Genomic DNA, 24152 nt, shown 5'->3' with positions numbered 1-24152 from the left:
GTCCGTGAGTTCCCCCTACCGGCTCGTGCGCAACCCGCTCGTCCAGCCCGATCCACCGGTGCTGGACGCCTATCAGCGCGCCGTGGTCGAGCACACCGGAGGCCCACTGCTGGTCCTCGCCGGGCCGGGCACCGGAAAGACCACCACCCTGGTCGAGGCCGTCGCCCGGCGCATCGCCGACGGCACCGACCCCGAGCGGATCCTCGTCCTCACCTTCAGCCGCAAGGCCGCGACGGAACTGCGCGACCGGATGGCCGGCCGGCTCCGCAGCACCGCCGCCGCCCCGCAGGCCACCACCTTCCACTCCTTCTGCTACGCCCTGCTTCGCGCCCACCAGGACCCGCAGGACTACGCCGAGCCGCTGCGACTGCTCTCCGGCCCCGAGCAGGACGTCATGGTCCGCGAACTGCTCGCCGGCGGCGCCGAGGACGCCCGCCTCGGCAGCTCCCGGATCCCCTGGCCGCTGGACCTGCGGGCCTGCCTCACCACCCGCGGCTTCGCCGACGAGGTCCGCGCCGTCCTCGCCCGCAGCCGCGAGCTCGGCCTCGGCGAGGCCGAACTGGAACGCTTCGCCCAGGGCGTCCAGCGCCCCGACTGGGCCGCCGCCGCGCACTTCCTGGCCGACTACCTCGACGTGCTCGACCTGCGTGGCGTCCTCGACTACGCCGAACTCGTCCACCGCGCCGTCCTGCTCGCCGAGCGCCCCGACGTCGAGGAGGAACTGCGCGGGCGCTACGACGTCGTCTTCGTCGACGAGTACCAGGACACCGACCCCTCCCAGGTCCGGCTGCTGCGCCGGCTCGCCGGCGGCGGACGCGACCTCGTCGCGGTCGGCGACCCCGACCAGTCGATCTACGCCTTCCGCGGCGCCGACATCAACGGCATCCTCGACTTCCCGCAGACCTTCCGCCGGGCCGACGGCAGCCCCGCCGAGGTCAAGGTGCTGCGCGTCTCCCGCCGCTCCGGCGCCCTCCTGCTCGCCGCCTCCCGGGAGATCGCCCGGCGGATGCCGATGGGCCGCCTGCCCGCCGACAAACTCGCCCAGCACCGCGCCCTGCTGCCCTCCCGCGAGGGCGGCCGGGTCGAGGTGTACACCTACCCGACGCCCGGCGCCGAACTCGACTCGATCGCCGACCTGCTGCGCCGCGCCCACCTGGAGGACGGCGTGCCCTGGGGCGAGATGGCCGTCCTCGTCCGGGCCGGCGCCCGCTCCATCCCCGGCGTCCGGCGGGCGCTCGGCGCCGCCGGCGTCCCCCTGGAGATCGACGGCGACGACCTGCCGCTGCGCGAGGAGCCGGCCGTCGCCCACCTGCTGCTCGCCCTGCGGGTCTGCGCCGAGCAGGCCGCCCGGCAGAACGCCCTCGACCGGCAGGGCGACCCCGGCGACGAGGACCCCGCCTCGATGGCCGGCGCCGACACCCCGGACCCGCTCACCACCGAACGGGCGCACGCCCTGCTCACCGGCCCGCTCGGCGGCCTCGACGGCTCCGACCTGCGACGCCTGGGCCGCGCCCTGCGCGAGGAGGAACGCGCCGCCCTGCGCGCCGACGGCCGTCCCGCCGCCGCCCCGCGCCCGGCCGGCGAGCTGATCCGCGAAGCCCTCGCCGAACCCGAACGCCTCGTCGCCCTCGACCCCGCACACGCCCGCCGCGCCCGCGACCTCGGCACCCTGCTGCGCAAGGTCCGCGAGATGCTGGCCGGCGGCTGCACCGCCGAGGACGCGCTCTGGGAACTGTGGGACGGCAGCCGCCGCTGGCGCGAGCGCCTGGAGCGGGCCGCCCTGCGCGGCGGCGCCGCCGGCCGCAACGCCGACCGCGACCTGGACGCGCTGTGCGCCCTGTTCGAGACCGCCGCCCGCGCCGAGGAGCAGGTCACCGGCCACCGCAGCGCCCTCGACCTGCTCGCCGAACTCGAAGCCCAGGACATCGCCGCCGACACCCTCACCGTCCGGGCCGTACGCCCCGAAGCCGTCCGGCTGATGACCGCCCACCGCTCCAAGGGCCTGGAATGGCGCCTGGTCGTCGTCGCCGGCGTCCAGGACGGCCTCTGGCCCGACCTGCGCCGCCGCGGCTCCCTGCTGGAAGCCGACCGGATAGGCCGCGACGGCCTCGCCGAACCGCTCTCCCCGGCCGCCCTGCTCGGCGAGGAACGCCGCCTCTTCTACGTCGCCGCGACCCGTGCCAGGGAACGGCTGGTCGTCACCGCCGTCAAGGCCCCCGCCGACGACGGCGACGAACCCTCCCGCTTCCTGCGCGAGCTCTACCGCGAGGACGTCGACCCGCGCACCGGCAAGGTGGTGCGCCGCACCCCGCCGGTCACCGTCGAGGACGTCACCCACCGCCCGCGCCGCCCGCTGTCCGTCGCCGCGCTCGTCGCCGAACTGCGGGCCGTCACCGTCGACCCCGCCCGCTCGCCCGAACTGCGCCGCGCCGCCGCCGAACGGCTCGCCACCCTCGCCGCCGCCACCGACGAGGAAGGGCTGCCGCTGGTGCCCGCCGCCCACCCCGCCCGCTGGTGGGGCCTGGACGACCCGACCGCCGCCCCCGAACCGCTGCGCGACGCCGAGCTGCCGGTGCGGCTGTCCGGCAGCGGCCTGGAACAGCTGGAGAACTGCTCGCTGCAGTGGTTCCTGGACAAGGAGGTCAAGGCGCGCGGCGCCGGCTCCGCCGCCCAGGGCTTCGGCAACGTGGTGCACGCCCTCGCCGACGAGGTCGGCTCCGGCCGCACGCCCGCCGACCTCGCCGTCCTCATGGAACGCCTGGACACCGTCTGGGACGCGCTCGCCTTCGACGCGCCCTGGAAGTCCCACCAGGAGAAGACCGAGGCCCGCGCCGCCCTGGAACGCTTCCTCAACTGGCACGTCCTCGAACGCGGCCGGGACGTCGTCGCCACCGAGCACGGCTTCGACGTCACCCTCGACGTCGGCGGCGTCTCGGTGCGCATCCGCGGCTCGATGGACCGGGTCGAGAAGGACGCCGCCGGGCGCGCCTACGTGGTCGACTTCAAGACCGGCAAGCAGATCCCCACCGACAAGTCGCTGCCCGAGCACAAACAGCTCGCCGTCTACCAGCTCGCCGTCCGGGCCGGCGCCCTCAACCAGCTGCCCGGCTTCACCGAGCACCCCCCGGACACCGGCGGCGCCGAACTCGTCCACCTGCGCGAGCCCTCCGCCAAGGCCGCCCAGGACGCCCCCAAGATCCAGCGGCAGGAGCCGCCGGAGGGCGAGCCCTGGATCGAGAACCTGCTCGCCGAGGCCGCCGGGAAGGTCCTCGCCGAACGCTTCGTCCCGCAGACCGGCGGCGGTTGCGACCGCTGCACCTTCCGCCGCAGCTGTTCGGCGCAGCGGGACGGGGCGCAGCTGCTTTGACGGCGCGCCCCTTCGGCTCGGGGCGCAGCTGGGTAGCTGCCGAGTAGCCAGGGTCACCCCGGCCGGGCGTCCGGAGTGTCGGCTGCGACCGTTACGGTTGCGGGGTGACCGCCGTGCTCAGCCATCCCGACCAGCTCAAGGAGCTGCTGGGGATCCCCTTCAACCGGGAGCAGATGGCGGCCATCGGCGCCCCGCTGGAACCGGCCGTGATCGTGGCCGGCGCCGGCTCCGGCAAGACCACCGTGATGGCCGCCCGGGTGGTCTGGCTGGTCGGCTCCGGCGCCGTACGGCCCGAGGAGGTGCTGGGCCTCACCTTCACCAACAAGGCCGCCGCCGAGCTCTCCGAACGCGTCCGCACCGCCCTGCTCCGGGCCGGCGTCGCCGACCGGGACGCCGTCGAACCGCTCGGCGACCCGGAGATCTCCACCTACCACGCCTTCGCCGGCCGCCTCCTCAAGGAACACGGCCTGCGGATCGGCATCGAACCGGACGTCCGGCTGCTCGCCGACGCCACCCGCTTCCAGCTCGCCGCCAAGGTGCTGCGCACCGCCCGCGGACCGTTCCCCGCGCTCACCGGCACCTTCGCCAACCTGGTCGCCGACCTCACCGCCCTGGACGGCGAACTCGCCGAGCACCTGGTCGAGCCGCAGGCCCTGCGCGACTTCGACGAGCGGCTGCTGGACACCCTCGCCACCGTCAAGCTGACCAACGACGACCTGCGGGCCGTCCCGGCCACCGCCCGCGCCCGGCAGGAGCTGCTGCGCCTGGTCGAGGACTACCGCCGCCGCAAGCAGTCCGCCGGGCTGATGGACTTCGGCGACCAGATAGCCGCCGCCGCCCGCCTCGCCCAGCAGCGCCCCGAGGTCGGCGAACTGCTGCGCGGCCAGTTCCGGGTCGTCCTGCTGGACGAGTACCAGGACACTTCCGTCGCCCAGCGGCTGATGCTGGCCGGCCTGTTCGGCGCCGGTCCGGACGGCGGGGGCCCGGACGGCCGGGGGAGCGGCCACCCGGTGACCGCCGTCGGCGACCCCTGCCAGGCGATCTACGGCTGGCGCGGCGCCTCCGTCGCCAACCTCGACGAGTTCCCCCGGCACTTCCCCAAGGCCGACGGCCGCCCCGCCGACCGCTACGCGCTCAGCGAGAACCGCCGCAGCGGCGGGCGCCTGCTCGCCTTCGCCAACACCCTCGCCGCGCCGCTGCGCGCGATGCACGAGGGCGTCGAGGCGCTGCGCCCGGCCCCCGGCGCCGAGCAGGACGGCTTCGTGCGCACCGCCCTGCTGCCCACCCACGCCGAGGAGGTCGACTGGCTCGCCGACTCGATCGCCCACCTGGTGCGCACCGGCACCGCGCCCGGCCGGATCGCCGTGCTGTGCCGCGGCGGCGCCGCCTTCCCGGACATCCATGCGGCGCTGGTCGCCCGCGAGGTGCCGGTCGAGGTGGTGGGCCTGGGCGGGCTGCTGCAGCTGCCCGAGGTGGCCGACCTGGTGGCGGTCTGCGAGGTGCTGCAGGACCCGACGGCCAACGCCGCGCTGGTGCGCCTGCTGATCGGCCCGCGCTGGCGGATCGGCCCGCGCGACCTCGCCCTGCTCGGCCGGCGGGCCGCCGAACTCGTCCGCACCGAGCGGCCCGAGGGCGTCGAGGCGCTGGCCGCGGCCGTCGCCGAGGCCGACCCGACCGAGGTGGTCTCGCTGGCCGACGCGGTGGAGACCTTCCTGGACAGCGACCAGCCGGACGAGCTGCCGTTCTCCGCCGAGGCCCGGGTGCGCTTCGCCCGCCTGGCCCAGGAGCTGCGCGAGCTGCGCCGCTCGCTCGCCGACCCGCTGATGGACGTGCTGCACCGGGTGCTGTCCGCCACCGGCCTGGAGGTCGAACTCGCCGCCTCCCCGCAGGCGCTGGCCGCCCGCCGCCGGGAGACCCTGCACGCCTTCCTGGACGTCGCCGCCTCCTTCGCCGACCTCGACGGCGATCCGGGCCTCGCCGCCTTCCTCGGCTTCCTGCGCGCCGCCCAGGAGTACGAGCGCGGCCTGGACAGCAGCCTGCCCGGAGGCGAGGACACCGTGAAGGTCCTCACCGCTCACAAGTCCAAGGGCCTGGAGTGGGACGTGGTGGCCGTCCCCGGCCTGGTGCGGGGCGCGTTCCCCTCCGCCACCCCGCGCGAACGCTGGACCAGCGCCAAGCGCGTGCTTCCGCACGCCCTGCGCGGCGACGCGGCGACCCTGCCCGACGTGCGCGGCGGGTGGAACAGCAAGACGATGACGGCCTTCAAGAAGGAGCTGGCCGAGCACTCCGGCACCGAGGAACTGCGCCTGGGCTACGTGGCGTTCACCCGCCCGCGTTCGCTGCTGCTGGCCTCCGGGCACTGGTGGGGGCCGAGCCAGAAGACCGTCCGCGGGCCGTCCGCCTTCCTGGAGGCGCTGCGCGAGCACTGCGAGGAGCCCGGGGCCGGCGAGGTCGAGCACTGGGCCGCGCAGCCCGAGAAGGGCGCCGAGAACCCGGCACTGGCCGCGCCCGTCGAGCACCCCTGGCCGCTGCCGCTGGATCCGGCCGCGCAGCACGCCCGCCGCCGGGTCGCCGAGGTGGTGAACGCGAGGATCGCGGGTGCTGCTGCTCCCGACCCCGAGGAGATGGCCCCCGAGGACCAGCGGCAGGTGGCCTCCTGGGACCGTGACCTGACCGCGCTGCTGGGCGAGTTGGAGCGGTCCCGGCGCACCGTGCGGGAGGTGCCGTTGCCCGCGGCGCTGTCCGCGACCCAGCTGCTGCGGCTGGCCGCCGACCCGGACGGCTTCGCGCACGACCTGGCCCGTCCGATGCCGCGGCCCCCGCAGCCCGCCGCCCGGCGCGGCACCCGCTTCCACGCCTGGGTGCAGTCCCGGATCGAGCCGCTGCTGCTGGTCGAGCCCGGTGCGCTGCCCGGTGCCGACGACGACGGCATCGAGGACGAGCAGGACCTGGAGCGGCTCAAGGAGGCGTTCCTGCGCACCCCGTACGCGCAGCGCAAGCCCTACCGGGTCGAGGCGCCGTTCCAGCTGGTGCTGGCGGGGCGGGTGGTGCGCGGGCGGATCGACGCGGTCTACCGGGACGGTGACCGGTTGTCGGGATCCGGTGGTGCGTCACGCTACGAAGTGGTGGACTGGAAGACCCACCGCGAGGAGACCGCGGATCCGCTGCAGCTCGCGGTCTACCGACTGGCCTGGGCCGAGCAGATGGGGGTCGACCCCGAGCTGGTCACGGCTTCGTTCCTGTACGTCCGCAGCGGGCGGATCGAGCGTCCGGCAGGACTTCCCGACCGAAAAGAGTTGGAACGGCTCCTGATCGGGAACAGTGACTAATGAGTCACGCAGTGCATCCAAGTCGTCACGCCAGTGCCCGAAACCTGTGTGTCACGCACGTTTCGCGCCTATTGTGGGGTCGGTAACCGGTCAACTCCCGTACTCCGGCCGCCAGCGAGGCCCGCATTCCCTAACCCTCAGTCATCACCGCAGGTGCCCCCGGGCATCGGCGTCTTCTGCTGGAGAGTCCGAAGTTGAGCGCGACCGGATGGATCAGAGAGCGGTTCACCGGGCCGGCCCCGGCGCCCGCTTCCGGCGCGACCGGCACCTGGCCGAGGACGGCGCTCGCGCTGCCCTTCCTCGGCATGGCGCTGATCGTCGTCCTCGACTACCTCAGCGGCACCGAGGTGACGGTCGAACCCGCCCTCACCGCCGTACCCGCGCTGGCCGCCGTGGTCAGCCGCCGCACCTGGTACCCGTTCGTCATCGGCCTGTGCACCGAGGCGGCGGCCTTCCTGATGGCCTTCCGCAGCGACGCGCTCCACGAGTCCGTGCACGCCGCCAGCGTCATCGCGATCCTGCTGGTCGCCACCATCGGCTGGGTCAGCGCCACCCTGAGACTGCGCCAGGAACGGGCGCTGGCCGACGCCCAGCTGGTCGCCTCGATCGCCCGCCGGGTGCTGCTGCGCCCCGTCCCCGAACGGGTCGGCACCGTCCGGGCCGCCGTCCACTACGAGGCCGCCGCCGCGCACGCCCGGATCGGCGGCGACCTCTACGAGGTGGTCAACACCCGGCACGGCGTGCGGGCCGTGGTCGGGGACGTGCGCGGCAAGGGCCTCGGCGCGGTCGAGACGGCCGCCGCCGTGCTCGGCGCATTCCGCGAGGCCGCCCACCAGGAGCCCGCACTGGACCGGGTGGCCGGCTGGCTGGCCGTCAGCCTGGACCGCGCCCTGCACGAGAACGACCACCCCGGAGTGGAGGAGGAGTTCGTCACCCTGGTGCTGATCGGCGTCCGGCCCGACGGTTCCGCCGAGATCGTCAACTGCGGCCACCCCGCCCCGCTGCTGCTGCGCGGCAGTCAGGTCGTGGCGCTCGAACTCGCCGAGACCGTACCGCCGTTGGGCGTCCTCGACCCAGCCGACGTCCGCCCGCCGGTGCACCGGGTGCCGCTGCTCGGCGGCGACCGCGTGCTGCTCTTCACCGACGGAGTGATCGAGGCCCGCGACCGCGCCGGCACCTTCTACCCGCTCGCCGAACGCTTCCCGCGCTGTGCCGACGGCCACCCCGCCGACGTCCTGCAGCGTCTGCACGAGGACGTGGTGCGCCACGTCGGACGCCAGCTCGGCGACGACGCGGCGATGCTGCTCCTGCAGTACGACCCCCCACCCGCCAGCATCCTCCAACTCCCGCAGCAGGCCGGGGTCCTGACCCGCCACTGACCTTCTAGAGCGAGACCTCGACCAGCAGCGGCCGGTGGTCCGAGACCTCCGTGCGCGGCGCCGCCGCCGGGCCGACCGCCGTGCGCGGCACACCGATCGCCAGCACGTGGTCGAACTGCACCGCCGGCCGGTGCGAGGGGTAGGTCGGCGTGCGCGCCAGGTCGTACCAGCCCTGCAGCCGCGCCCGGGGCTCGCGCACCCGCCGCCGGCGCGGCTCGGTCAGCTGCGGCCGTGCCCGCCGGGCCGCCCGCAGCTCCCGCACCCGGGCCCGCGGCGCGGTGCGCTCCAGCACCGTCGCCCCGCCGAGCACCGTGCGCGGCACCGCGCCGACCAGGTTGAAGTCGCCCAGCACCAAGTACGGCTGCGGCAGGTCGGCGATCCACCGCCGGATGCCCGCGAGCTGCGCCATGTTCCAGCCCGGCACGAAGGACAGGTGCGCCGCCACCACGGTGAACGGCCCGCGATCGCCCTCCAGCACCGCCGCCAGCGCCGCCCGTGGCTCGTCCGGCACCGGGGTCAGTCCGCGTCGACCGGCCACCCGCAGGGGCAGGCCGAACGGTGCCGGGGCGAACCGTCGGGCCCGCCAGTGCCGTACCGGAAGCCTGGTCAGCAGGGCCGTCCCGTACGAGGGTGGGGCGTCGTCGTCCACCTCGCCGGGCCCGTACACCCGCAGGCCGTTCGGCCCGTCCGGCTCCGGCAGCCAGCCGGCCACCGGGGCCGGGCGCCCGTGCAGGGCGGCGGCGAAGCGCCAGTCCTTGGCGCCCATCGCCGCGGCGGCCACCGCGGCCTGGTCGGTGCCGCCGGAGCGGGCCTGGCCCCGGTCGACCTCCTGGAGCGCCAGCACGTCCGCGTCCAGCTCGGCCACCGCCCGGGCCAGCGGGGCGCCGGGGTCGGGCGGGTAGGGCCGTGGCGCGCCGTCCGGGGCGAGCGGCTGACCGTGCAGGAGGTTGAAGGTGGCGATGCGCAACTGGCTCACACCGCACGACGGTACCCGGTCGCCGGGGGGAGGGGGCGCGGCTGAGGGGGCGCCGGCTTGACGGGGGCGACTGGAAAGGGCGCGGCTTGAGGCGTGCGGCTGGAGGGGCGCGGCTTGAGGCGGTGGGGCATACCGGGTATACATACTCGGTATGTCCATCCGTCACGGTCTGCTCGCCCTGCTCGACCAGGGCCCGCGCTACGGCTACCAGCTGCGCACCGAGTTCGAGGCGCGCACCGGCGCCACCTGGCCCCTCAACGTCGGGCAGGTCTACACCACGCTGTCCCGGCTGGAGCGCGACGGCCTGGTCGAGCCCGCGGGGGAGGACGAGGACGGCCACCAGTTCTACGCCGTCACCGACGCCGGCCGCACCGAGCTGCGGGCCTGGTTCGACACCCCGGTGCCCCGGACCAACCCGCCGCGCGACGAACTGGCCATCAAGCTCGCCATGGCCGTCACCGTCCCCGGCGTGGACGTCTCCGCGGTCGTCCAGGGCCAGCGCCGACACAGCATCAAGGCGCTGCAGGACTACACCCGGCTCAAGGGCCGCGCCCTGGCGGGGGAGTCACGCCCCGGCGTGGTGCCCTCTGCGAGCAACGACCTCGCCTGGCTGCTCGTCCTCGACCAGCTGATCTTCCAGACCGAAGCCGAGATCCGCTGGCTCGACCACTGCGAGACCCGGCTCGCCCAGCAGGCCGAAGCCCTGCAGGCCGAGGCCCGGGCCGCCGAGGCCGGCGGCGGCCCGGGCACCGCGCCCGCGCCCGCCAAGCGCGGCCGCCGACTGCGTGCCTGAACGCCCGAGCGCCTGAACGCCCGAGCGCCCGAGCGCCCGCGGGCTTGAACGCCTGCGCTTCGGGTGCCCCGGCACCGAACCACCGGCTCGGACCCCGACCCCGAGCCCACACCCAGTACAAGGGGGGAATCGTGTCCCACACCCAAGAAGGCCGGCCCGCGCCGGTGCTGCACCTGGAGAACGTCACCCGGGTCCACGGCCACGGCGCCGCCGAGGTCCAGGCCCTGCGCGGTGTCGACCTCAAGGTCCACCCCGGCGAGTTCGTCGCCGTCATGGGCCCCTCCGGCTCCGGCAAGTCGACCCTGCTCACCCTCGCCGGCGGCCTCGACACCCCGACCGACGGCCGGGTCCTGATCGAGGGCACCTCCCTCGGCGAGCTCAACCGCAAGAAGCTCGCCCAGGTGCGCCGCCGCTCCGTCGGCTACGTCTTCCAGGACTACAACCTGATCCCGGCCCTCACCGCCGCCGAGAACATCTCGCTGCCCCGAGAACTCGACGGCCTCTCCGCCCGGGCCGCCCGCCGCGAGGCACTGGCCGCACTGGAGGAACTCGGCATCCCCGAACTCGCCGACCGCTTCCCCGACGACATGTCCGGCGGCCAGCAGCAGCGCGTCGCCATCGCCCGCGCCCTGATCGGCGACCGCCGCCTCGTCCTCGCCGACGAACCCACCGGCGCCCTCGACTCCACCACCGGCGAAGCCGTCCTCGCCGTCCTGCGCGCCCGCTGCGACGCCGGCGCCGCCGCCATGATGGTCACCCACGAGGCGCGGCACGCCGCCTGGGCCGACCGCGTCGTCTTCCTGCGCGACGGCCGCATGGTCGACGAGTCCGTCAGCCAGGACGCCGCCAGCCTGCTCGTCAGCGCCGCCACCAACAGCAGGAAGGTGGACGAGTGAAGCTCAGCGCCTGGCGGGTCGCCCTGCGCATCGCCCGCCGTGACGCCCTGCGGGCCAAGGGCCGCAGCGCCCTCGTCATCGCGATGGTCGCGCTGCCCGTACTCGGTGTCACCGGGGCCGACGTGGTCTTCCGCAGCGCCGACCTCTCGCCCGCCGAGAAGGCCGTGCGGATCATGGGCCAGGCGGCCGCCGAACTGGAGATGGTCGAGCGCGGCTCCGCCGTCCTCCAGGCGCCCGACCCGTCCGACGGGCTCAGCGTCGAGAACCCCACGGACGACCTCAAGCCCGGCGACGTCCCCCGGCACACCCCCGAGCAGCAGCGCGCCCTGGACACCGCGCCCGGCGACCTGGTCAAGCAGCTGCTCCCGGCCGGTGCCGTCCTGGTGCCCGAACGCGAGGGCCCGAACACCGCGGCGAGCAGCGTCATGGGCCTGCTGTCCACCCGCGTCAACGAGATGGACCTGAACGACCCGGTCTGGCAGGGCCGCGTCGACCTGGTCAAGGGCCGGGCCCCCGCGAACGGTCACGAGGTCGCCGTCACCCCGGCCTTCCTCAAGCGGTCCGGCCTCAAGATCGGCGAACGGACCGCCGTCCGCGGCCTGGAGGCCGACCCGTTCACCATCACCGGCGTCTACGAGTACCCCGGCGAGCTCACCGCCAGCGAACTCTTCGCGCCGCCCGGCACCCTGATCGACCGGCTCGCCACGCCCCCCGGCGCCTCCCGCGGCCCGGCCACCGGCACCGACGAGCCCGTCCGCTGGCTGGTCAAGCTCCCGGCCGGCGCCGACCTCGACTGGCGCAAGGTCGTCGAACTCAACCGGTACGGCTTCAGCGCCACCTCGCGCGCCGTCCTGATCGACCCCCCGGCCCGCGCCGACGTCCCCTTCTACGTCAAGGCGGACGAGCGGTCGCAGAACCAGACCTCCTACTTCGACCGGACCAGCGTGGTCATCCTGGCCACCGTGGTCGGCATGGCACTGCTGGAGATCGTCCTCCTCGCGGGCCCCGCCTTCGCCGTCGGAGCCCGGCGCTCCCGGCGGCAGCTCGGTCTGCTCGCCGCCGCCGGCGGTGACCGTGCCAACGTCCGCGCCGTCGTGCTCGGCGGGGGCATCGTCCTCGGCGTGACCGGTGCCGTCGTCGGCCTCGGCCTCGGCGTCAGCCTGGTCGCGCTGCTGCGGACCCAGGCCGAGGAGTACTCCGGCCGGCGCTTCGGCCACTTCGCCCTCCAGCCGCTCGATCTGATCGGCGTGCTCGTGGTGGGCCTGGTCACCGGTCTGCTCGCCGCGGTCGTCCCCGCCGTCCAGGCCTCCCGCCAGGACGTCGTCGCCGCGCTCACCGGCCGGGACTCGCTCAAGCCGCCGAACCGCAAGCTCGCCGTGCTCGGCCTGCTGATGCTGGGCGGAGGCGCCGCCCTGGCCCTGCTCGGCGCCACCAGCGGCATCGGCAGCCGCAGCCTCGCCGTGCTCGGCGGCTCGGTCGTCGCCGAACTCGGGATGGTCGCCCTCACGCCCTACCTGGTCGGCCTGTTCGGCCGGCTCGGCCGCTGGCTCTCGCTCGGCCCCCGGCTCGCCCTGCGCGACTCGGTGCGCCATCGGGGCCGCACCGCGCCCGCCGTCGCCGCCGTCATGGCCGCGGTGGCCGGCGCCGTCGCGGTCGGCGTCTACACCACCAGCGTTGCGGAGCAGAACCGGCGCGAGTACGTCGCGCACGGTCCCTCCGGTTCCGTCCTGCTCGGCCGGGGCTGGCTGTCCGGTACCGACGCCAAGCTGCTGCCGCAGATGCGGGAGGCCGTCGAGCGCAGCATCCCCGACCTCGGCCCGCGCGCCGACGTGCAGAACGTGCACTACAAGGGGGACTGTTCCGAGAACTCGTCCTGCGGCTACATCAGCGTGGACCTGCCCAAGGAGATCCGCTGCCCCGTCCTCGACCCGGGCCGCGAGTTCGCGCCCGGTGAGGCCGAGCGGATCCTGTCCACCGACACGCGCTGCCAGACCGACAACCGCCGGGGCAACCCGTACGGCGCGCTGACGGCCGGTGACGCCACCCTGCTGCACAACCTGTACGGCGTCACCGACCCGGCCGCCGGGCAGGCCCTCGCCGCCGGCAAGGCCGTGGTCTTCGACCCCCGGTACCTCAAGGACGGCAAGGTCGCGGTGCAGTTCAGAGAGCCGGCCGACCTCAGCACCGGCCCCGCCGACCGGAAGCAGGTCAGCCACGAGATCGCCGTCGACGCGGTGCTCGCGGACACCTCGGTTCCCTCGCCCGGGCAGGCCGTGATCAGCCCGGCCACCGCGGCCGGACTGGGGTTCACCACCACGTCGGTCGGCTCGGTCTGGCTGCCCGGCGCGGCGCCCTCGGACGGCTCCCAGCAGAAGGCCGACGGCGCGCTCGCCAGGATCACCGACCGCAGCCTCCTCACCGTCGAGCGCGGCTACCGGTCCCAGGCCGATCTCGTCACCCTCGGCCTGACCGTGTTCGCCGGCCTGGTCGCCCTCGGCGCGGCCGGCATCGCCACCGGCCTGGCCGCCGCCGACTCCCAGCGCGACCTGACCACCCTCGCGGCGGTCGGCGCCGAGCCCCGCATCCGGCGCTCGCTGTCCGGCTTCCAGTGCGGCGTGATCGCCGCGATGGGCGCCGTGCTCGGCGTGGTCTGCGGCATCGTGCCGGGCGTGGCACTGCGCAAGGTCGAGAGCGCGGGGGGAAGTTACCCCGGCATCAGTCCGGAGGAGCTCGCCAACCAGGCGATCGTGGTCCTCCCGTGGCCCACCATCGCCGGCGCCGTCGTGGTGCTCCCGGTGCTCGCGGCCGCCCTCGCGGCGGTGCTGACCCGCTCGCGGATCACGCTGCTGCGCCGCTCCGGCTGACACCCGGACGTCGGCCTCCGTCACCCCCGTCTGCGCCCGTGCGCGACGGGGGTGACGGAGGTTACAGCCCCGGGAGGGCCCGGCCGCCGGACGGCCGGGGCGGGCACCCACACGGGCGAACTACAGTCGTCGGTATGACGAGAACCCCGGACAGCGCCGTCCGCTCCTACATCGACTCGCACCAGGCCGCCTTCCTCGCCGACCTCTCGGAGTGGCTGGCCATCCCCTCGGTCTCCGCCGACCCGGAGCGCGCCGGCGAGGTGCGGCGCTCCGCCGAGTGGCTGGCGGCCAAGTTGCGCGAGACCGGCTTCCCGGTGGCCGAGGTGTGGGAGACGGACGGCCTGCCGGCGGTGTTCGCCGAGTGGCCCTCCGGGGACGCGTCCGCGCCGACCGTCCTGGTGTACGGGCACCACGACGTGCAGCCCGCCGCCAAGGAGGACGGCTGGGAGACCGAGCCGTTCACCCCGACCGTGGTCGGCGGCCGGCTGTACGCGCGCGGCGCCGCCGACGACAAGGGGCAGGTGTTCTTCCACACCCTGGGTGTGCGCGCCCACCTGGCCGCCACCGGCCGCACCGCCCCGGCCGTCAACCTCAAGCTGCTGATCGAGGGCGAGGAGGAGTCCGGCTCGCCGAACTTCGCCGCCCTGGTCCGTCGGGAGGCCGAGCGGCTGGCCGCCGACGTCGTGGTCATCTCGGACACCGGCATGTGGTCCGCCGAGACGCCGACCGTCTGCACCGGCATGCGCGGGCTCGCCGACGCCCAGATCGACCTGTACGGGCCGGACACCGACATCCACTCCGGCTCCTTCGGCGGCGCCGTCCCCAACCCGGCCCAGGTCGCGGCCGAGCTGGCCGCCGCCCTGCACGACGCGGACCGCAGGGTCGCCGTCCCGGGCTTCTACGACGGCGTGGTCGAGCTGACCGAGCGCGAGCGCGAGCTCTTCGCCGAGCTGCCCTTCGACGAGGAGCAGTGGCTGCGGGTCGCCAAGTCGTACGGCACCCGCGGCGAGGCCGGGTACACCACCCTGGAGCGGATCTGGGCCCGGCCGACCGCCGAGGTCAACGGCATCTGGGGCGGCTACACCGGCCCGGGCGGCAAGACCATCGTGCCGACCTCGGCGCACCTCAAGCTGTCCTTCCGGCTGGTCGCCGGGCAGGAGGTGGAGAAGGTCCGTGAGGCGGTGCGGGCCTGGGTGGCCGAGCGGGTGCCCGAGGGCATCCGCTACGAGCTGGTCTTCCCGGGCGCGACTCGGCCCTGCCTGACCCCGCTGGACCACCCGGCGCTGCAGTCCACCGTCCGCGCGATGGGGCGGGCCTTCGGGCAGAAGATCCTGTTCACCCGGGAGGGCGGCTCCGGCCCGGCCGCGGACCTGCAGGACGTGCTGGGCGCGCCGGTGCTGTTCCTCGGCATCTCGGTGCCCTCGGACGGCTGGCACTCGGTCAACGAGAAGGTCGAACTGGACCTGCTGGCCAAGGGCGTGGAGACCGCCGCGTACCTGTGGGGCGACCTGGCCGAGAACTTCCGGCCCGGTGCGTGAACTGCTCCCTGCACACCTTGGCCTGTCAGATCACTCATCCGGATGATTCACCACGTGGGGATGGAACCTGTGAGCACCGTGCCTGAGACCGAGCGCCCGCTGTACCTGGCACTGGCCCGGTCCGGGGTGGACCGGGCGGCCGAGCACCGCTTCGACGAGCCCTGGCTGGCGGCGGCCTGGAGCCACCCGGCCACCCGGGTGCTGCCGATCGCCGGCGGCGAGGCCTTCGTGGTCGACACCCCGCAGGGCACCGAACTCGTGCTGCTGCCCTCGTTCGAGGCACCGCAGACCGGCGACCGGTACTTCCTCGGCACCGACCAGGACGGCGTCTCGTACTTCGCGCTGGCCGGCGAGAGCCTGCCCGGGCGCTTGGACGGCGATGCCCGCCCGGCCGGGCTGCGGGAGGTCGGCGCGATGCTGTCGGACCGGGACGCCGGACTGCTGGTGCACGCCGTCGCGCTGGAGCACTGGCACCGGCTGCACAGCTTCTGCTCGCGCTGCGGGCACCCGACCGAGAAGGCCGGCGCCGGCCACGTGCGGCGCTGCACCTCCTGCGCGGCCGAGCACTACCCGCGCACCGACCCGGCGGTGATCATGGTGATCACCGACGAGCAGGACCGCTGCCTGCTCGGCCGTCAGGCGCTGTGGCCGGAGGGCCGCTGGTCGACGCTGGCCGGCTTCGTCGAGCCGGGGGAGTCGATCGAGCAGGCGGTGGCCCGCGAGGTGCACGAGGAGGCGGGCGTGCAGGTCGGCGAGGTGCAGTACGTGGCCAGCCAACCCTGGCCGTTCCCGTCCAGCCTGATGCTCGGCTTCACGGGCCGGGCACTGCCCGGCGGCACCGAGATCACCGTGGACGGCGAGGAGCTGGCCGAGGCGCGCTGGTTCTCCCGCGAGGAGCTGCGGGCCGGGATGGAGGCCGGCGAGATCCTGCCGCCGTCCGGGATCTCGATCGCCCGGCACCTGGTGGAGCTCTGGTACGGCGAGCCGCTGCCCGCGGCGGCGCGCTGGTAATCCGGTACGAACATTCCGCGGAATAGGGGGCGTGCAGCTGACGCTGCGCGCCCCCTATTTTCCTTCCGATCCCTTTCCGAATTCCGCACCACCAGATGTTCGTATCCGGACGGGCCAGTTCTGCTACCGGAAAGCATCTCCAGGCCCCCGTCGTCAACCCGCGCGGACGACATTGCCGGAAACGGCAGAAACCGCGTCACCGCGCTCGCTACATTCACTCGGGTGACAATCCCCCGGGGCACCGCCCAATCCCCCAAATACCAGCGCCTCGCCGCCGACCTGCGCCGTCGGATCGCCGAGGGCGAGTTCACCGCCGACGCCGCCCTGCCGGTCGAGAGCGAACTGGAACGCCAGTACGGCGTCGCCCGCAACACCGTTCGCCTCGCCGTCGACGTCCTGGTCAACGAGGGCCGCCTGGTCCGCCTCCAGGGCAAGGGCACCTACCTGCGCGAACACCCCGTCCTGGACCACCGCGCCTACGGACCGACCTCGGCCCCCGCGCCGCGCGACTGCCTCGCCGCGCCCTCCGAGGTCTACCTCGGCGAGGCCGCCGAAGCCGGGCGCGAACTCGGCACCGACTTCGAGATGATGATCGTCCGGGCCCGGGTGGACATCGCCGAACGGCTCGGACTGCGCCCCGGCGAGGCCATCGTGGTCCGCCGCCAGCTGCGGCTGCTCGACCGCGAGCCGTACTCCATCGAGGAGAGCCACTACCGGGCCGGCCTCGCCGCCGGCACCCCGCTGATGGAACCCGACCCCGTCGAAGGCGGCGACGAGGCCGTGCTCGCCGCCCTCGGACGCACCGAGATCGGCGCCGTCGACCACCTCGTCGCCCGGATGCCCGGGCCCGAGGAGGCCCAGTGGTTCCAGGGCGGCCCCGGCGTGCCGCTCATGGTGCAGACCCGCGTCACCTACGACCGGCGCGGGCCCGTCCGGGTCATCGAGACCCGCTACTCGGCCGACCGCAGCCGGCTCGTCTACGGCGTCGGCGACCTCGGCGCGCGCACCACGCTTCCCGCGCCCGCCGCACCCGTCGACCCCGCCCGGGCCGACGCGACGTGACCCGCGCCGGTCCCGGACGGCCCGGCCGGATCAGGCCGCGCCGGCCCCGGACGGCCCGGCCGGATCAGGCCGCCAGGGCCTTCTTGACCTGCAGCAGGCTCGGGTTGGTCATCACGACCTGCTCGCCGCCGCCCACCGGCGTCACCAGCACCGTCGGCACCGTCTGGTTGCCGTTGTTCACCGACTCGACGAAGGACGCCGACGCCGGGTCCTCCTCGATGTTGATCTCGGTGTAGCCGATGCCTTCGCGCTCCAGCTGGCTCTTGAGTCGGTTGCAGTACCCACACCAGGTCGTGCTGTACATCGTCACGGTGCCGGACATCGAGGGGGCTCCTTCGGAAGAGGGATGCGTACGGTCTCCGGACGCAACGTCCGCCGGGCGGCGGGCATTCCGGCAGCCCGTCGACCGTCCTGCGGAGCGATCATCCGGCGATCACACCGGGCCTGTGGACAACCCCGCCCCCGTTGTCCCACCGGGCTGAGAGGATGGAACGCATGCAGGAAGACCTCTTGAGCGGCAGCCCCCACGACGCCCCCCACGGCTCCCCCTGGGCCGACCCCGGCGCCGCCACGGGGCCCGACGCCGTGCTCGCCGGGCTCGACCCCGAACAGCGCGCCGTCGCCACCGCCCTGCACGGCCCCGTCTGCGTCCTCGCCGGCGCCGGCACCGGCAAGACCCGCGCCATCACCCACCGCATCGCCTACGGCGTGCGCAGCGGCGTCTACCACCCCCAGCAGGTCCTCGCCGTCACCTTCACCGCCCGCGCCGCCGGCGAGATGCGCGGCCGCCTGCGCCAGCTCGGCGCCGAAGGCGTCCAGGCCCGCACCTTCCACGCCGCCGCCCTGCGCCAGCTCCAGTACTTCTGGCCCCGCGCCGTCGGCGGCCCCGTCCCCCAGCTCCTCGAACGCAAGGTCCAGCTCGTCGCCGAAGCCGCCGGCCGCTGCGGACTGCGCGTCCAGCGCACCGAACTGCGCGACCTCACCGCCGAGATCGAATGGGCCAAGGTCACCCAGACCGCCCCCGAGGACTACCCCGCCGCCGTCGCCAAGTCCGGCCGCGAAGCCCCCCGCGACCCGGCCGAGACCGCCCAGGTCTACCGCGTCTACGAGGAGACCAAGACCCGCCGCGGCAACATCGACTTCGAGGACGTCCTGCTGCTCACCGCCGCCATCCTGGAGGACCGCCCCGACATCGCCGACCAGGTCCGCTCCCAGTACCGGCACTTCACCGTCGACGAGTACCAGGACGTCTCCCCGCTCCAGCAGCGCCTGCTCGACCAGTGGACCGGCCCCGACGGCGGCGCCAGCCTCTGCGTCGTCGGCGACGCCAGCCAGACCATCTACTCCTTCACCGGCGCCACCCCCGACTACCTGCTGAACTTCCGCGGCCGCCACCCCGGCGCCACCGTCGTCAAACTCGTCCGCGACTACCGCTCCACCCCCCAGGTCGTCCACCTCGCCAACGGACTGCTCGCCCAGGCCCGCGGCGAGGCCGCCCGCCACCGGCTCGAACTCGTCTCCCAGCGCGAAGCAGGCCCCGACCCCGTCTACACCGAGTACGAGGACGAACCGACCGAGGCCGAGACCACCGGCCGCCGGATCAAGGACCTGCTCGCCGCCGGCGTCCGCGCCAGCGAGATCGCCGTCCTCTTCCGCACCAACGGCCAGTCCGAGGTCTACGAACAGGCCCTCGCCGACCTCGGCGTCCCCTACCAGCTCAAGGGCGCCGAACGGTTCTTCGAACGACCCGAGGTCCGCGACGCCGGAGTCCTGCTGCGCGGCGCCGCCCGCGCCGCCTCCGACCCCCTCACCGACGGCGCCCCCGACCTCGCCGGCCAGGTCCGCGCCGTCCTCGCCACCCGCGGCTTCACCGCCGAACCCCCCGCCGGCTCCGGCGCCGTCCGCGACCGCTGGGAATCCCTCGCCGCCCTCGTCCGGCTCGCCGAGGAGTTCGAGCGCACCCGCACCGCCGCCGGCCAGGGCACCGACCTCGCCGCCTACGTCGCCGAACTCGACGCCCGCGCCGCCGCCCAGCACGCCCCCGCCGTAGAAGGCGTCACCCTCGCCTCCCTGCACGCCGCCAAGGGCCTCGAATGGGACGCCGTCTTCCTCGTCGGCCTCACCGAGGGCACCCTGCCGATCATCTACGCCAAGACCGACGAACAGATCGAGGAGGAACGCCGCCTCCTCTACGTCGGCGTCACCCGCGCCCGCAAGCACCTGACCCTCTCCTGGGCCCTCTCCCGCTCGCCCGGCGGCCGCGCGAGCCGCAAACCCAGCCGCTTCCTCGACGGGCTGCGCCCCGGCTCCTCCGCACCCGGCGCACGGACCGGCGCGCGCGGCGGTCGGGGGAGCGTCGAGCCCGGCGAGCGCTCCGCCGCCCGCCGGGTCCGCGGACCGGTCAAGTGCCGGGTCTGCGACAAGGCGCTCACCGAGGCCGTCGAACGCAAGCTGCGCCGCTGCGAGAGCTGCCCCTCCACGATGGACGAGGCACTCTACGAGCGGCTGCGCGAGTGGCGGGCCCGGCAGGCCAAGAAGCAGGGCGCCCCGGCCTACGTCGTGTTCACCGACGCGACGCTGATGGCGATCGCCGAGGACGTGCCCGCCAGCCGCCAGGAGCTGGCCTCCATCTCGGGGGTGGGCGCGATGAAGCTGGACAAGTACGGGGCCGCCGTGCTCTCGTTGTGTGCGGGGGAGGAGCCCGAGGAGGATCCGGACGGCGTCGAGGACGACGGTCCGGTCGATCCGGCGTGAGTCGGCGCGGGCGCGGTCCAGGGGACTGCTCGGGGGACTTCGAAGCCGGCTGCGGGACACACCGCGCAACTCGCCGCGAAAAATAGTTTGCGCGGCGTACCGGGAGCGCAATAGCCTGCCGGGGCGGTCAAGGGGACGCGGTCGCACGGGGTCACACCTGTGCCGATTCCCCCCTGGACTGACAGCTTCATCTGCTTCATCGATTCACCTGCTTCACCGAGACAGACATCCGAACATTCGGCGCCGGGGGAACCTGGCTCCGCGAGACGCCGAGAGGAGGCGAAGACAGTGGGAAACATCATGATCACCAAAATGACTGGCCAGACCGTTGTCGCTGCCTCCCTGCGTGCCGCCCGTCTGCGGGCGCTCGCCGAGCTCGGTGGAACCGGTCTGGGTCTCGACACCACCGGTGTCTCCGTCGCCCCCGTTGTCAGTGGTCCTGGACACACTGAGCTGTGCCTCACGGCCGGCAGGAGCATCGAAGGCACCGCTGTCGAGACCGGTCTGTCCCGTGACTGGGCGCCGGTCGGCACGTCGCGCTCCCCGCGTGATGAGCGACCGACCCAGGCACCGAAGGCAGCCGTAGCCGCCGCTGTTCATGGCGGCTATGCGCAGGTCATCGGTGCCGGAAACACCCAGAAGCAGAACGAGCAGCTGATCAACCAGGCCAAGGCCGCCTTCATCGGCGCCGAGGCCATCCGGATGCAGGCCTTCCGCGGCCCTGAACCCTGGAGAGAACGGACCTGAGGAAGCCTCAGGTCGGCACCTCCAGGGCCGCGGAACCCGTCACACCGGGATCCGCGGCCCTTCTGTTTTGTCCGGTACGCAAGACCACCCAGGCCCTCCGGGGCCTCCGGCCCAGCACCACCAGTCACCTGGGCCGGAACCACTGAGAAGACGAGGAAGACGCCACAGTGTCCACGGTCATCACACCGCCCACCCCGTCCGTACCGCCGACAAGCCAGATCACCAAGGCCGACCAGGCCGACCCCCCGGAGGTTCTTTCCATGCAGATCACCTCGATCGAGCAGGCCGAAGCGCTCGGTCTCCCCATCCCCTGCCGCGCCTTCGACCCCGAGGTCTTCTTCGCCGAGACGCCCGCCGACGTCGAGTACGCGAAGTCCCTCTGTGGCACCTGCCCGGTGAAGGACGCCTGCCTCGCCGGCGCGCTGGAGCGGCGCGAGCCGTGGGGCGTCTGGGGCGGCGAGCTGTTCGTCCAGGGCGTCGTCGTGGCCCGCAAGCGGCCGCGTGGCCGTCCGCGCAAGACCGAGGTCATGGCGTGAACCCCGCCGACCACGTCGGGTCCGTCCGCAGGGGAGAGCAGCCCCCGCTGGACAGCGCCCTCCGCCGATCCGTGCGGATCGCCGCCGCCAAGGCCGACGCCGCAGCCCACCGCCCATTCCCGAGCACGCACCACGAGCAGGACCACGACATGACCCCCGCCGCTTTCGATCCCACCGCCCGCGCCGAGCAGGCCACCGAACGTCAGACCCAGAACAGGATCCTCGAAATGCAACTCCTCCACGAATCCCTGGCCCGGGCCCATATGCAAGACAGGCTCCAGGAGGCCGAGAACCAACGGCTCGTCAGCCGGGTCGTCCGGGCCCGCAAGCTCAAGCAGCGGGCCGAGCGGGCCTCGCTGCGCGCCCGAAAGGCGATCGCCGTGGCGCTGATGTAAGGCCCGTCCACCGCAGGACCTCCGTCGTGCCGCAGGCCGCTCCCCCTCGTCGGGGAGCGGCCTGCGGCCGTTCTGCGGTGCGGTTGTTCTGGGCTGTGGTCGGGGTCAGCCCTTGCGCGGCCGGCGCTTCGCCGCGGCCTTGGCGGGGGCGGCCCGGTGCCCGTCGGAGAACTCGGGCAGCCACTCCAGCATCTCGGCGCGGAACGGCGCCTTCGCGCCCAACTGGCAGAGCACCCCGATGGTGCTCAGCGTCACCCGGTGGATCAGCAGGTACGCGGGCGGCAGGTTGAGCTGCTTGCCCAGGTTGTACGCCGGAGAGCGCGGGTCGGCGATCCGGGCCGCCTGGGCGCGCATCCACACCCGCGTGAAGTGGAAGACGTCCACCGCGGCCGGCTCGATGATCGGCAGCAGGTAGTCCAGCACCGCATCCGGATCGAGCTGGATCGAGGGCTTCACGAAGCCCTCCTCGCGCAGCATCTTCAGCACGCCCGCCGCGTCCCCGTCCAGCGCCATCCGCAACGAGGCCCCGATCGGCGCGGGCAGCCCGCCCGGAAGCCGGTCCACCGTGCCGAAGTCCAGCACACCGAGCCGCCAGCCCTCCGCCGGACCGTCGTCCTTCAACAGCCGGAAGTTGCCCGGGTGCGGATCCGCGTGCAGCAGCCCCGTCCGCGACGGGCCGGCGAACAGGAACCGGGCCAGCAACTGCCCGGCGCGGTCACGCTCCTCCTGGGAGCCGCGCGCGATCACCTCGGCCAGCGGGGTGCCGTCCATCCACTCGGTGACCAGCACCTGGTCGGCCTGCGCCACCACGCCCGGCACCGCGATGTCCGGATCCCCCGCGAACTCCTCGGCGTGCCGGCGCTGCGCCTGCGCCTCCAGCTCGTAGTCCAGCTCCTCCGAGACGCGCTCGCGCAGCTCGGCGATCAGCGGCTTGATGTCCAGCCCGGGGATCAGCGGCCCGAGCAGCCAGGCCACCCGGCTCAGCTGCGAGAGGTCCGCGAGCAGGGCGTCGCCCGCACCCGGGTACTGCACCTTGACCGCGACCGCGCGGCCGTCGTGCCAGACCGCCTTGTGCACCTGGCCGATCGAGGCCGCCGCAGCGGGCCGGTCGTCGAACTCCAGGAACAGCTCGCGCCAGCCGTCCCCGAGCCGCTGGGCGAGGGCGGTGTGCACCTTGGCCGCGGGCATCGGGGGCGCGGCGTCCTGCAGCTTGGTGAGCGCCGCCCGGTACGGGCCGGCGACCTCCTCGGGCAGTGCGGCCTCGAAGACGGACAGCACCTGCCCGAACTTCATCGCCCCGCCCTTGAGCTCGCCGAGCACCTTGAACAGCTGGTCGGCGGTGGCCTGTTGCAGCTCGGCGGTGACCACCTCGGCGGACCGGCCGCCGATCCGCCTGCCCAGACCGAGCGTGGCGCGACCGGCTATCCCCAGCGGCAGGGCGGCGAGCCGTGCCGTGCGGGTCACTGCCTTGCGCGGAAGATCGCTCACCCGGGCCTCCAATCCCTGGCCCCCCGACACCGGACGGCCGACCATCACTACGCCATTGTGCCCGCTCCCCGGCCCGGGCCCGCCGGAATTCTGCGAGGTGGGGCGGGGAGTGCCCTCCCTTTGCGGGGAGTTGGGCGGCTTGGTCCGGTCGGTGGCCGGGCCTGGGGGCCGGGGGCGGCGGGCCGTAACCGGTGGGTCGTAACCGGGGGGCGGCAGCCAGTGGTCAGCGGGACATGCGCAGGGCGAGGCCGTCCAGGACGACCGCCAGCCCGTAGGCGAACTTGGCGTCGCGCTCGGCGGCCGGGTCGAGCAGGGCGGTGGCCGCGTGCCCGTTGGTGAGGTGCTGGTAGCCGGCCGTGGCCTCCTGGGCGGCCGGCAGCAGCCGGGCGACGAACTCGGCCTCGTCCTCGCCGGAGCGGGCCACGGCACTGAGCCAGGCCGCCTCGGTGGTGCTCATCCCGACGACGTAGGCGATCAGGGCGTCGATCGCCCGGGCCGGATCGGGGAAGTCGGCCGCGACGAAGAGGGCGGACAGCCGCTCCGAGAAGGACATCAGATTGGGGCCGAGGTAGGCGAGGCCGGCCTGGCCCAGCACGGAGGAGAGCCAGGGGTGGCGCAGGGCCGTCGCCCGGAACGCCTCGGCGGCCTCGACGGCGGCGGCACGCCAGTCGGGGCTGTCGGCGGGCGGAAGGGCGATCTCCCCGAACACCTCGTCCACCGCGAGCTCCATCAGCTCGTCCTTCGTCGCGACGTGGCGGTAGAGGGAGGTCGCGCCCGCGTTCAGCCGGGCGGCGAGCTTGCGCATGCTCAGCGCCTCGACGCCGTCGGCGTCCAGCAGGGCGACCGCCTCGCGGACGATCGTCGCCCGGCTGAGGGCGGGCTGCTCCGGCTCGCTCGGCCGGCGGGCCCATACGGACGGGATCGGGTTCGTTCGGGCGGCCATGGGCGACTCCTCCTCCTGTAGTGCGTACACCGTTCGCATTGAGCGTACAGCAGTCGGGAGTTGCGCACACCGTT

17 protein-coding genes are annotated in these 24152 nt (G+C 74.1%); 13 read left to right on the top strand and 4 right to left on the bottom strand.

All coding sequences use genetic code 11. The features are described 5' to 3' along the window. Positions 1 to 4 precede the first annotated feature (4 nt). From CRP52_RS11765 to CRP52_RS11755, 3 genes are all read left to right on the top strand, one after another. Positions 5 to 3367, top strand: coding sequence for an ATP-dependent helicase (locus tag CRP52_RS11765; RefSeq protein ID WP_097236349.1), 3363 nt, complete (start codon positions 5 to 7; stop codon positions 3365 to 3367). Between the two features lie 104 nt (positions 3368 to 3471). Further along, positions 3472 to 6696, top strand: a complete 3225-nt coding sequence (locus tag CRP52_RS11760) for an ATP-dependent DNA helicase (RefSeq protein ID WP_097236348.1) — start codon at positions 3472 to 3474, stop codon at positions 6694 to 6696. Positions 6697 to 6890: 194 nt separating this feature from the next. After that, on the top strand, positions 6891 to 8075 hold the full coding sequence (locus tag CRP52_RS11755; protein ID WP_097236347.1) for a PP2C family protein-serine/threonine phosphatase: 1185 nt from the start codon (positions 6891 to 6893) through the stop codon (positions 8073 to 8075). Positions 8076 to 8079: 4 nt separating this feature from the next. Here CRP52_RS11755 and CRP52_RS11750 read toward each other — a convergent pair whose 3' ends face one another. After that, a complete protein-coding gene (locus CRP52_RS11750) occupies positions 8080 to 9051 on the bottom strand; it encodes an endonuclease/exonuclease/phosphatase family protein (protein WP_097236346.1) in 972 nt (323 codons plus the stop codon). Positions 9052 to 9202: 151 nt separating this feature from the next. Between CRP52_RS11750 and CRP52_RS11745 the strand changes: the two genes are divergently transcribed. The 6 genes from CRP52_RS11745 (at position 9203) to CRP52_RS11720 (ending at position 17215) form a co-directional block, all read left to right on the top strand. Further along, positions 9203 to 9844, top strand: coding sequence for a PadR family transcriptional regulator (locus CRP52_RS11745; protein WP_097236345.1), 642 nt, complete (start codon positions 9203 to 9205; stop codon positions 9842 to 9844). A 128-nt stretch (positions 9845 to 9972) separates the two neighbouring features. Continuing rightward, positions 9973 to 10740: an ABC transporter ATP-binding protein gene (locus CRP52_RS11740; protein ID WP_373560554.1), complete on the top strand. Its 768-nt coding sequence runs from the start codon at positions 9973 to 9975 to the stop codon at positions 10738 to 10740. Next, positions 10737 to 13604 carry an ABC transporter permease gene (locus CRP52_RS11735; protein WP_097236343.1) on the top strand — a complete coding sequence of 956 codons (2868 nt, stop codon included), beginning with the start codon at positions 10737 to 10739 and terminating at the stop codon, positions 13602 to 13604. Before CRP52_RS11740 ends, CRP52_RS11735 begins: the two co-directional genes overlap by 4 nt. 134 nt (positions 13605 to 13738) lie before the next feature. Further along, a complete protein-coding gene (locus CRP52_RS11730) occupies positions 13739 to 15142 on the top strand; it encodes a dipeptidase (protein ID WP_097236342.1) in 1404 nt (467 codons plus the stop codon). Between the two features lie 60 nt (positions 15143 to 15202). Continuing rightward, the gene (nudC, locus tag CRP52_RS11725; RefSeq protein ID WP_097236341.1) at positions 15203 to 16153 is read left to right on the top strand and encodes an NAD(+) diphosphatase; all 951 of its coding nucleotides are present in this window, start codon (positions 15203 to 15205) and stop codon (positions 16151 to 16153) included. 222 nt (positions 16154 to 16375) lie between these two features. Further along, positions 16376 to 17215, top strand: a complete 840-nt coding sequence (locus CRP52_RS11720; protein WP_097236340.1) for a GntR family transcriptional regulator — start codon at positions 16376 to 16378, stop codon at positions 17213 to 17215. A 64-nt stretch (positions 17216 to 17279) separates the two neighbouring features. Here the strand turns inward: CRP52_RS11720 and CRP52_RS11715 are convergent, their stop codons facing one another. Further along, positions 17280 to 17537, bottom strand: a complete 258-nt coding sequence (locus tag CRP52_RS11715) for a mycoredoxin (protein WP_097236339.1) — start codon at positions 17535 to 17537, stop codon at positions 17280 to 17282. Between the two features lie 164 nt (positions 17538 to 17701). Between CRP52_RS11715 and CRP52_RS11710 the strand changes: the two genes are divergently transcribed. The 4 genes from CRP52_RS11710 to CRP52_RS11695 all read left to right on the top strand — a co-directional run bounded on the left by CRP52_RS11710 (position 17702) and on the right by CRP52_RS11695 (position 21647). Further along, entirely contained in the window at positions 17702 to 19969 is a 2268-nt protein-coding gene (locus CRP52_RS11710) for an ATP-dependent DNA helicase UvrD2 (protein WP_097236338.1), read from the top strand. A 288-nt stretch (positions 19970 to 20257) separates the two neighbouring features. Next, positions 20258 to 20716, top strand: coding sequence for a hypothetical protein (locus CRP52_RS11705; protein WP_097236337.1), 459 nt, complete (start codon positions 20258 to 20260; stop codon positions 20714 to 20716). Positions 20717 to 20883: 167 nt separating this feature from the next. Continuing rightward, positions 20884 to 21252: a WhiB family transcriptional regulator gene (locus CRP52_RS11700; protein ID WP_373560481.1), complete on the top strand. Its 369-nt coding sequence runs from the start codon at positions 20884 to 20886 to the stop codon at positions 21250 to 21252. Continuing rightward, entirely contained in the window at positions 21249 to 21647 is a 399-nt protein-coding gene (locus CRP52_RS11695) for a hypothetical protein (protein WP_097236336.1), read from the top strand. The genes CRP52_RS11700 and CRP52_RS11695 overlap by 4 nt, the downstream gene beginning before the upstream one ends. A gap of 105 nt (positions 21648 to 21752) precedes the next feature. Here CRP52_RS11695 and CRP52_RS11690 read toward each other — a convergent pair whose 3' ends face one another. Both CRP52_RS11690 and CRP52_RS11685 read right to left on the bottom strand, forming a co-directional pair. Further along, positions 21753 to 23135: an ABC1 kinase family protein gene (locus tag CRP52_RS11690; RefSeq protein ID WP_097236335.1), complete on the bottom strand. Its 1383-nt coding sequence runs from the start codon at positions 23133 to 23135 to the stop codon at positions 21753 to 21755. A 223-nt stretch (positions 23136 to 23358) separates the two neighbouring features. Beyond that, complete coding sequence (locus CRP52_RS11685; protein WP_097236334.1) at positions 23359 to 24078, bottom strand: TetR/AcrR family transcriptional regulator; 720 nt, start codon at positions 24076 to 24078, stop codon at positions 23359 to 23361. Between the last annotated feature and the right edge of the window lie 74 nt (positions 24079 to 24152).

The organism is Streptomyces sp. 1331.2 (assembly GCF_900199205.1).
Classification (GTDB): Bacteria; Actinomycetota; Actinomycetes; order Streptomycetales; family Streptomycetaceae; genus Kitasatospora.
Note: the sequence above shows the minus strand (reverse complement) of the source record. Positions and strands in the feature narration are given on the sequence as shown.

Coding starts and splice junctions, on each gene's coding strand:
- CRP52_RS11685 (WP_097236334.1), bottom strand. CDS start 24,078: ATGGCCGCCCGAACGAACCCGATCCCGTCCGTATGGGCCCGCCGGCCG.
- CRP52_RS11710 (WP_097236338.1), top strand. CDS start 17,702: ATGGAACGCATGCAGGAAGACCTCTTGAGCGGCAGCCCCCACGACGCC.
- CRP52_RS11715 (WP_097236339.1), bottom strand. CDS start 17,537: ATGTCCGGCACCGTGACGATGTACAGCACGACCTGGTGTGGGTACTGC.
- nudC (WP_097236341.1), top strand. CDS start 15,203: ATGGAACCTGTGAGCACCGTGCCTGAGACCGAGCGCCCGCTGTACCTG.
- CRP52_RS11745 (WP_097236345.1), top strand. CDS start 9,203: ATGTCCATCCGTCACGGTCTGCTCGCCCTGCTCGACCAGGGCCCGCGC.
- CRP52_RS11730 (WP_097236342.1), top strand. CDS start 13,739: ATGACGAGAACCCCGGACAGCGCCGTCCGCTCCTACATCGACTCGCAC.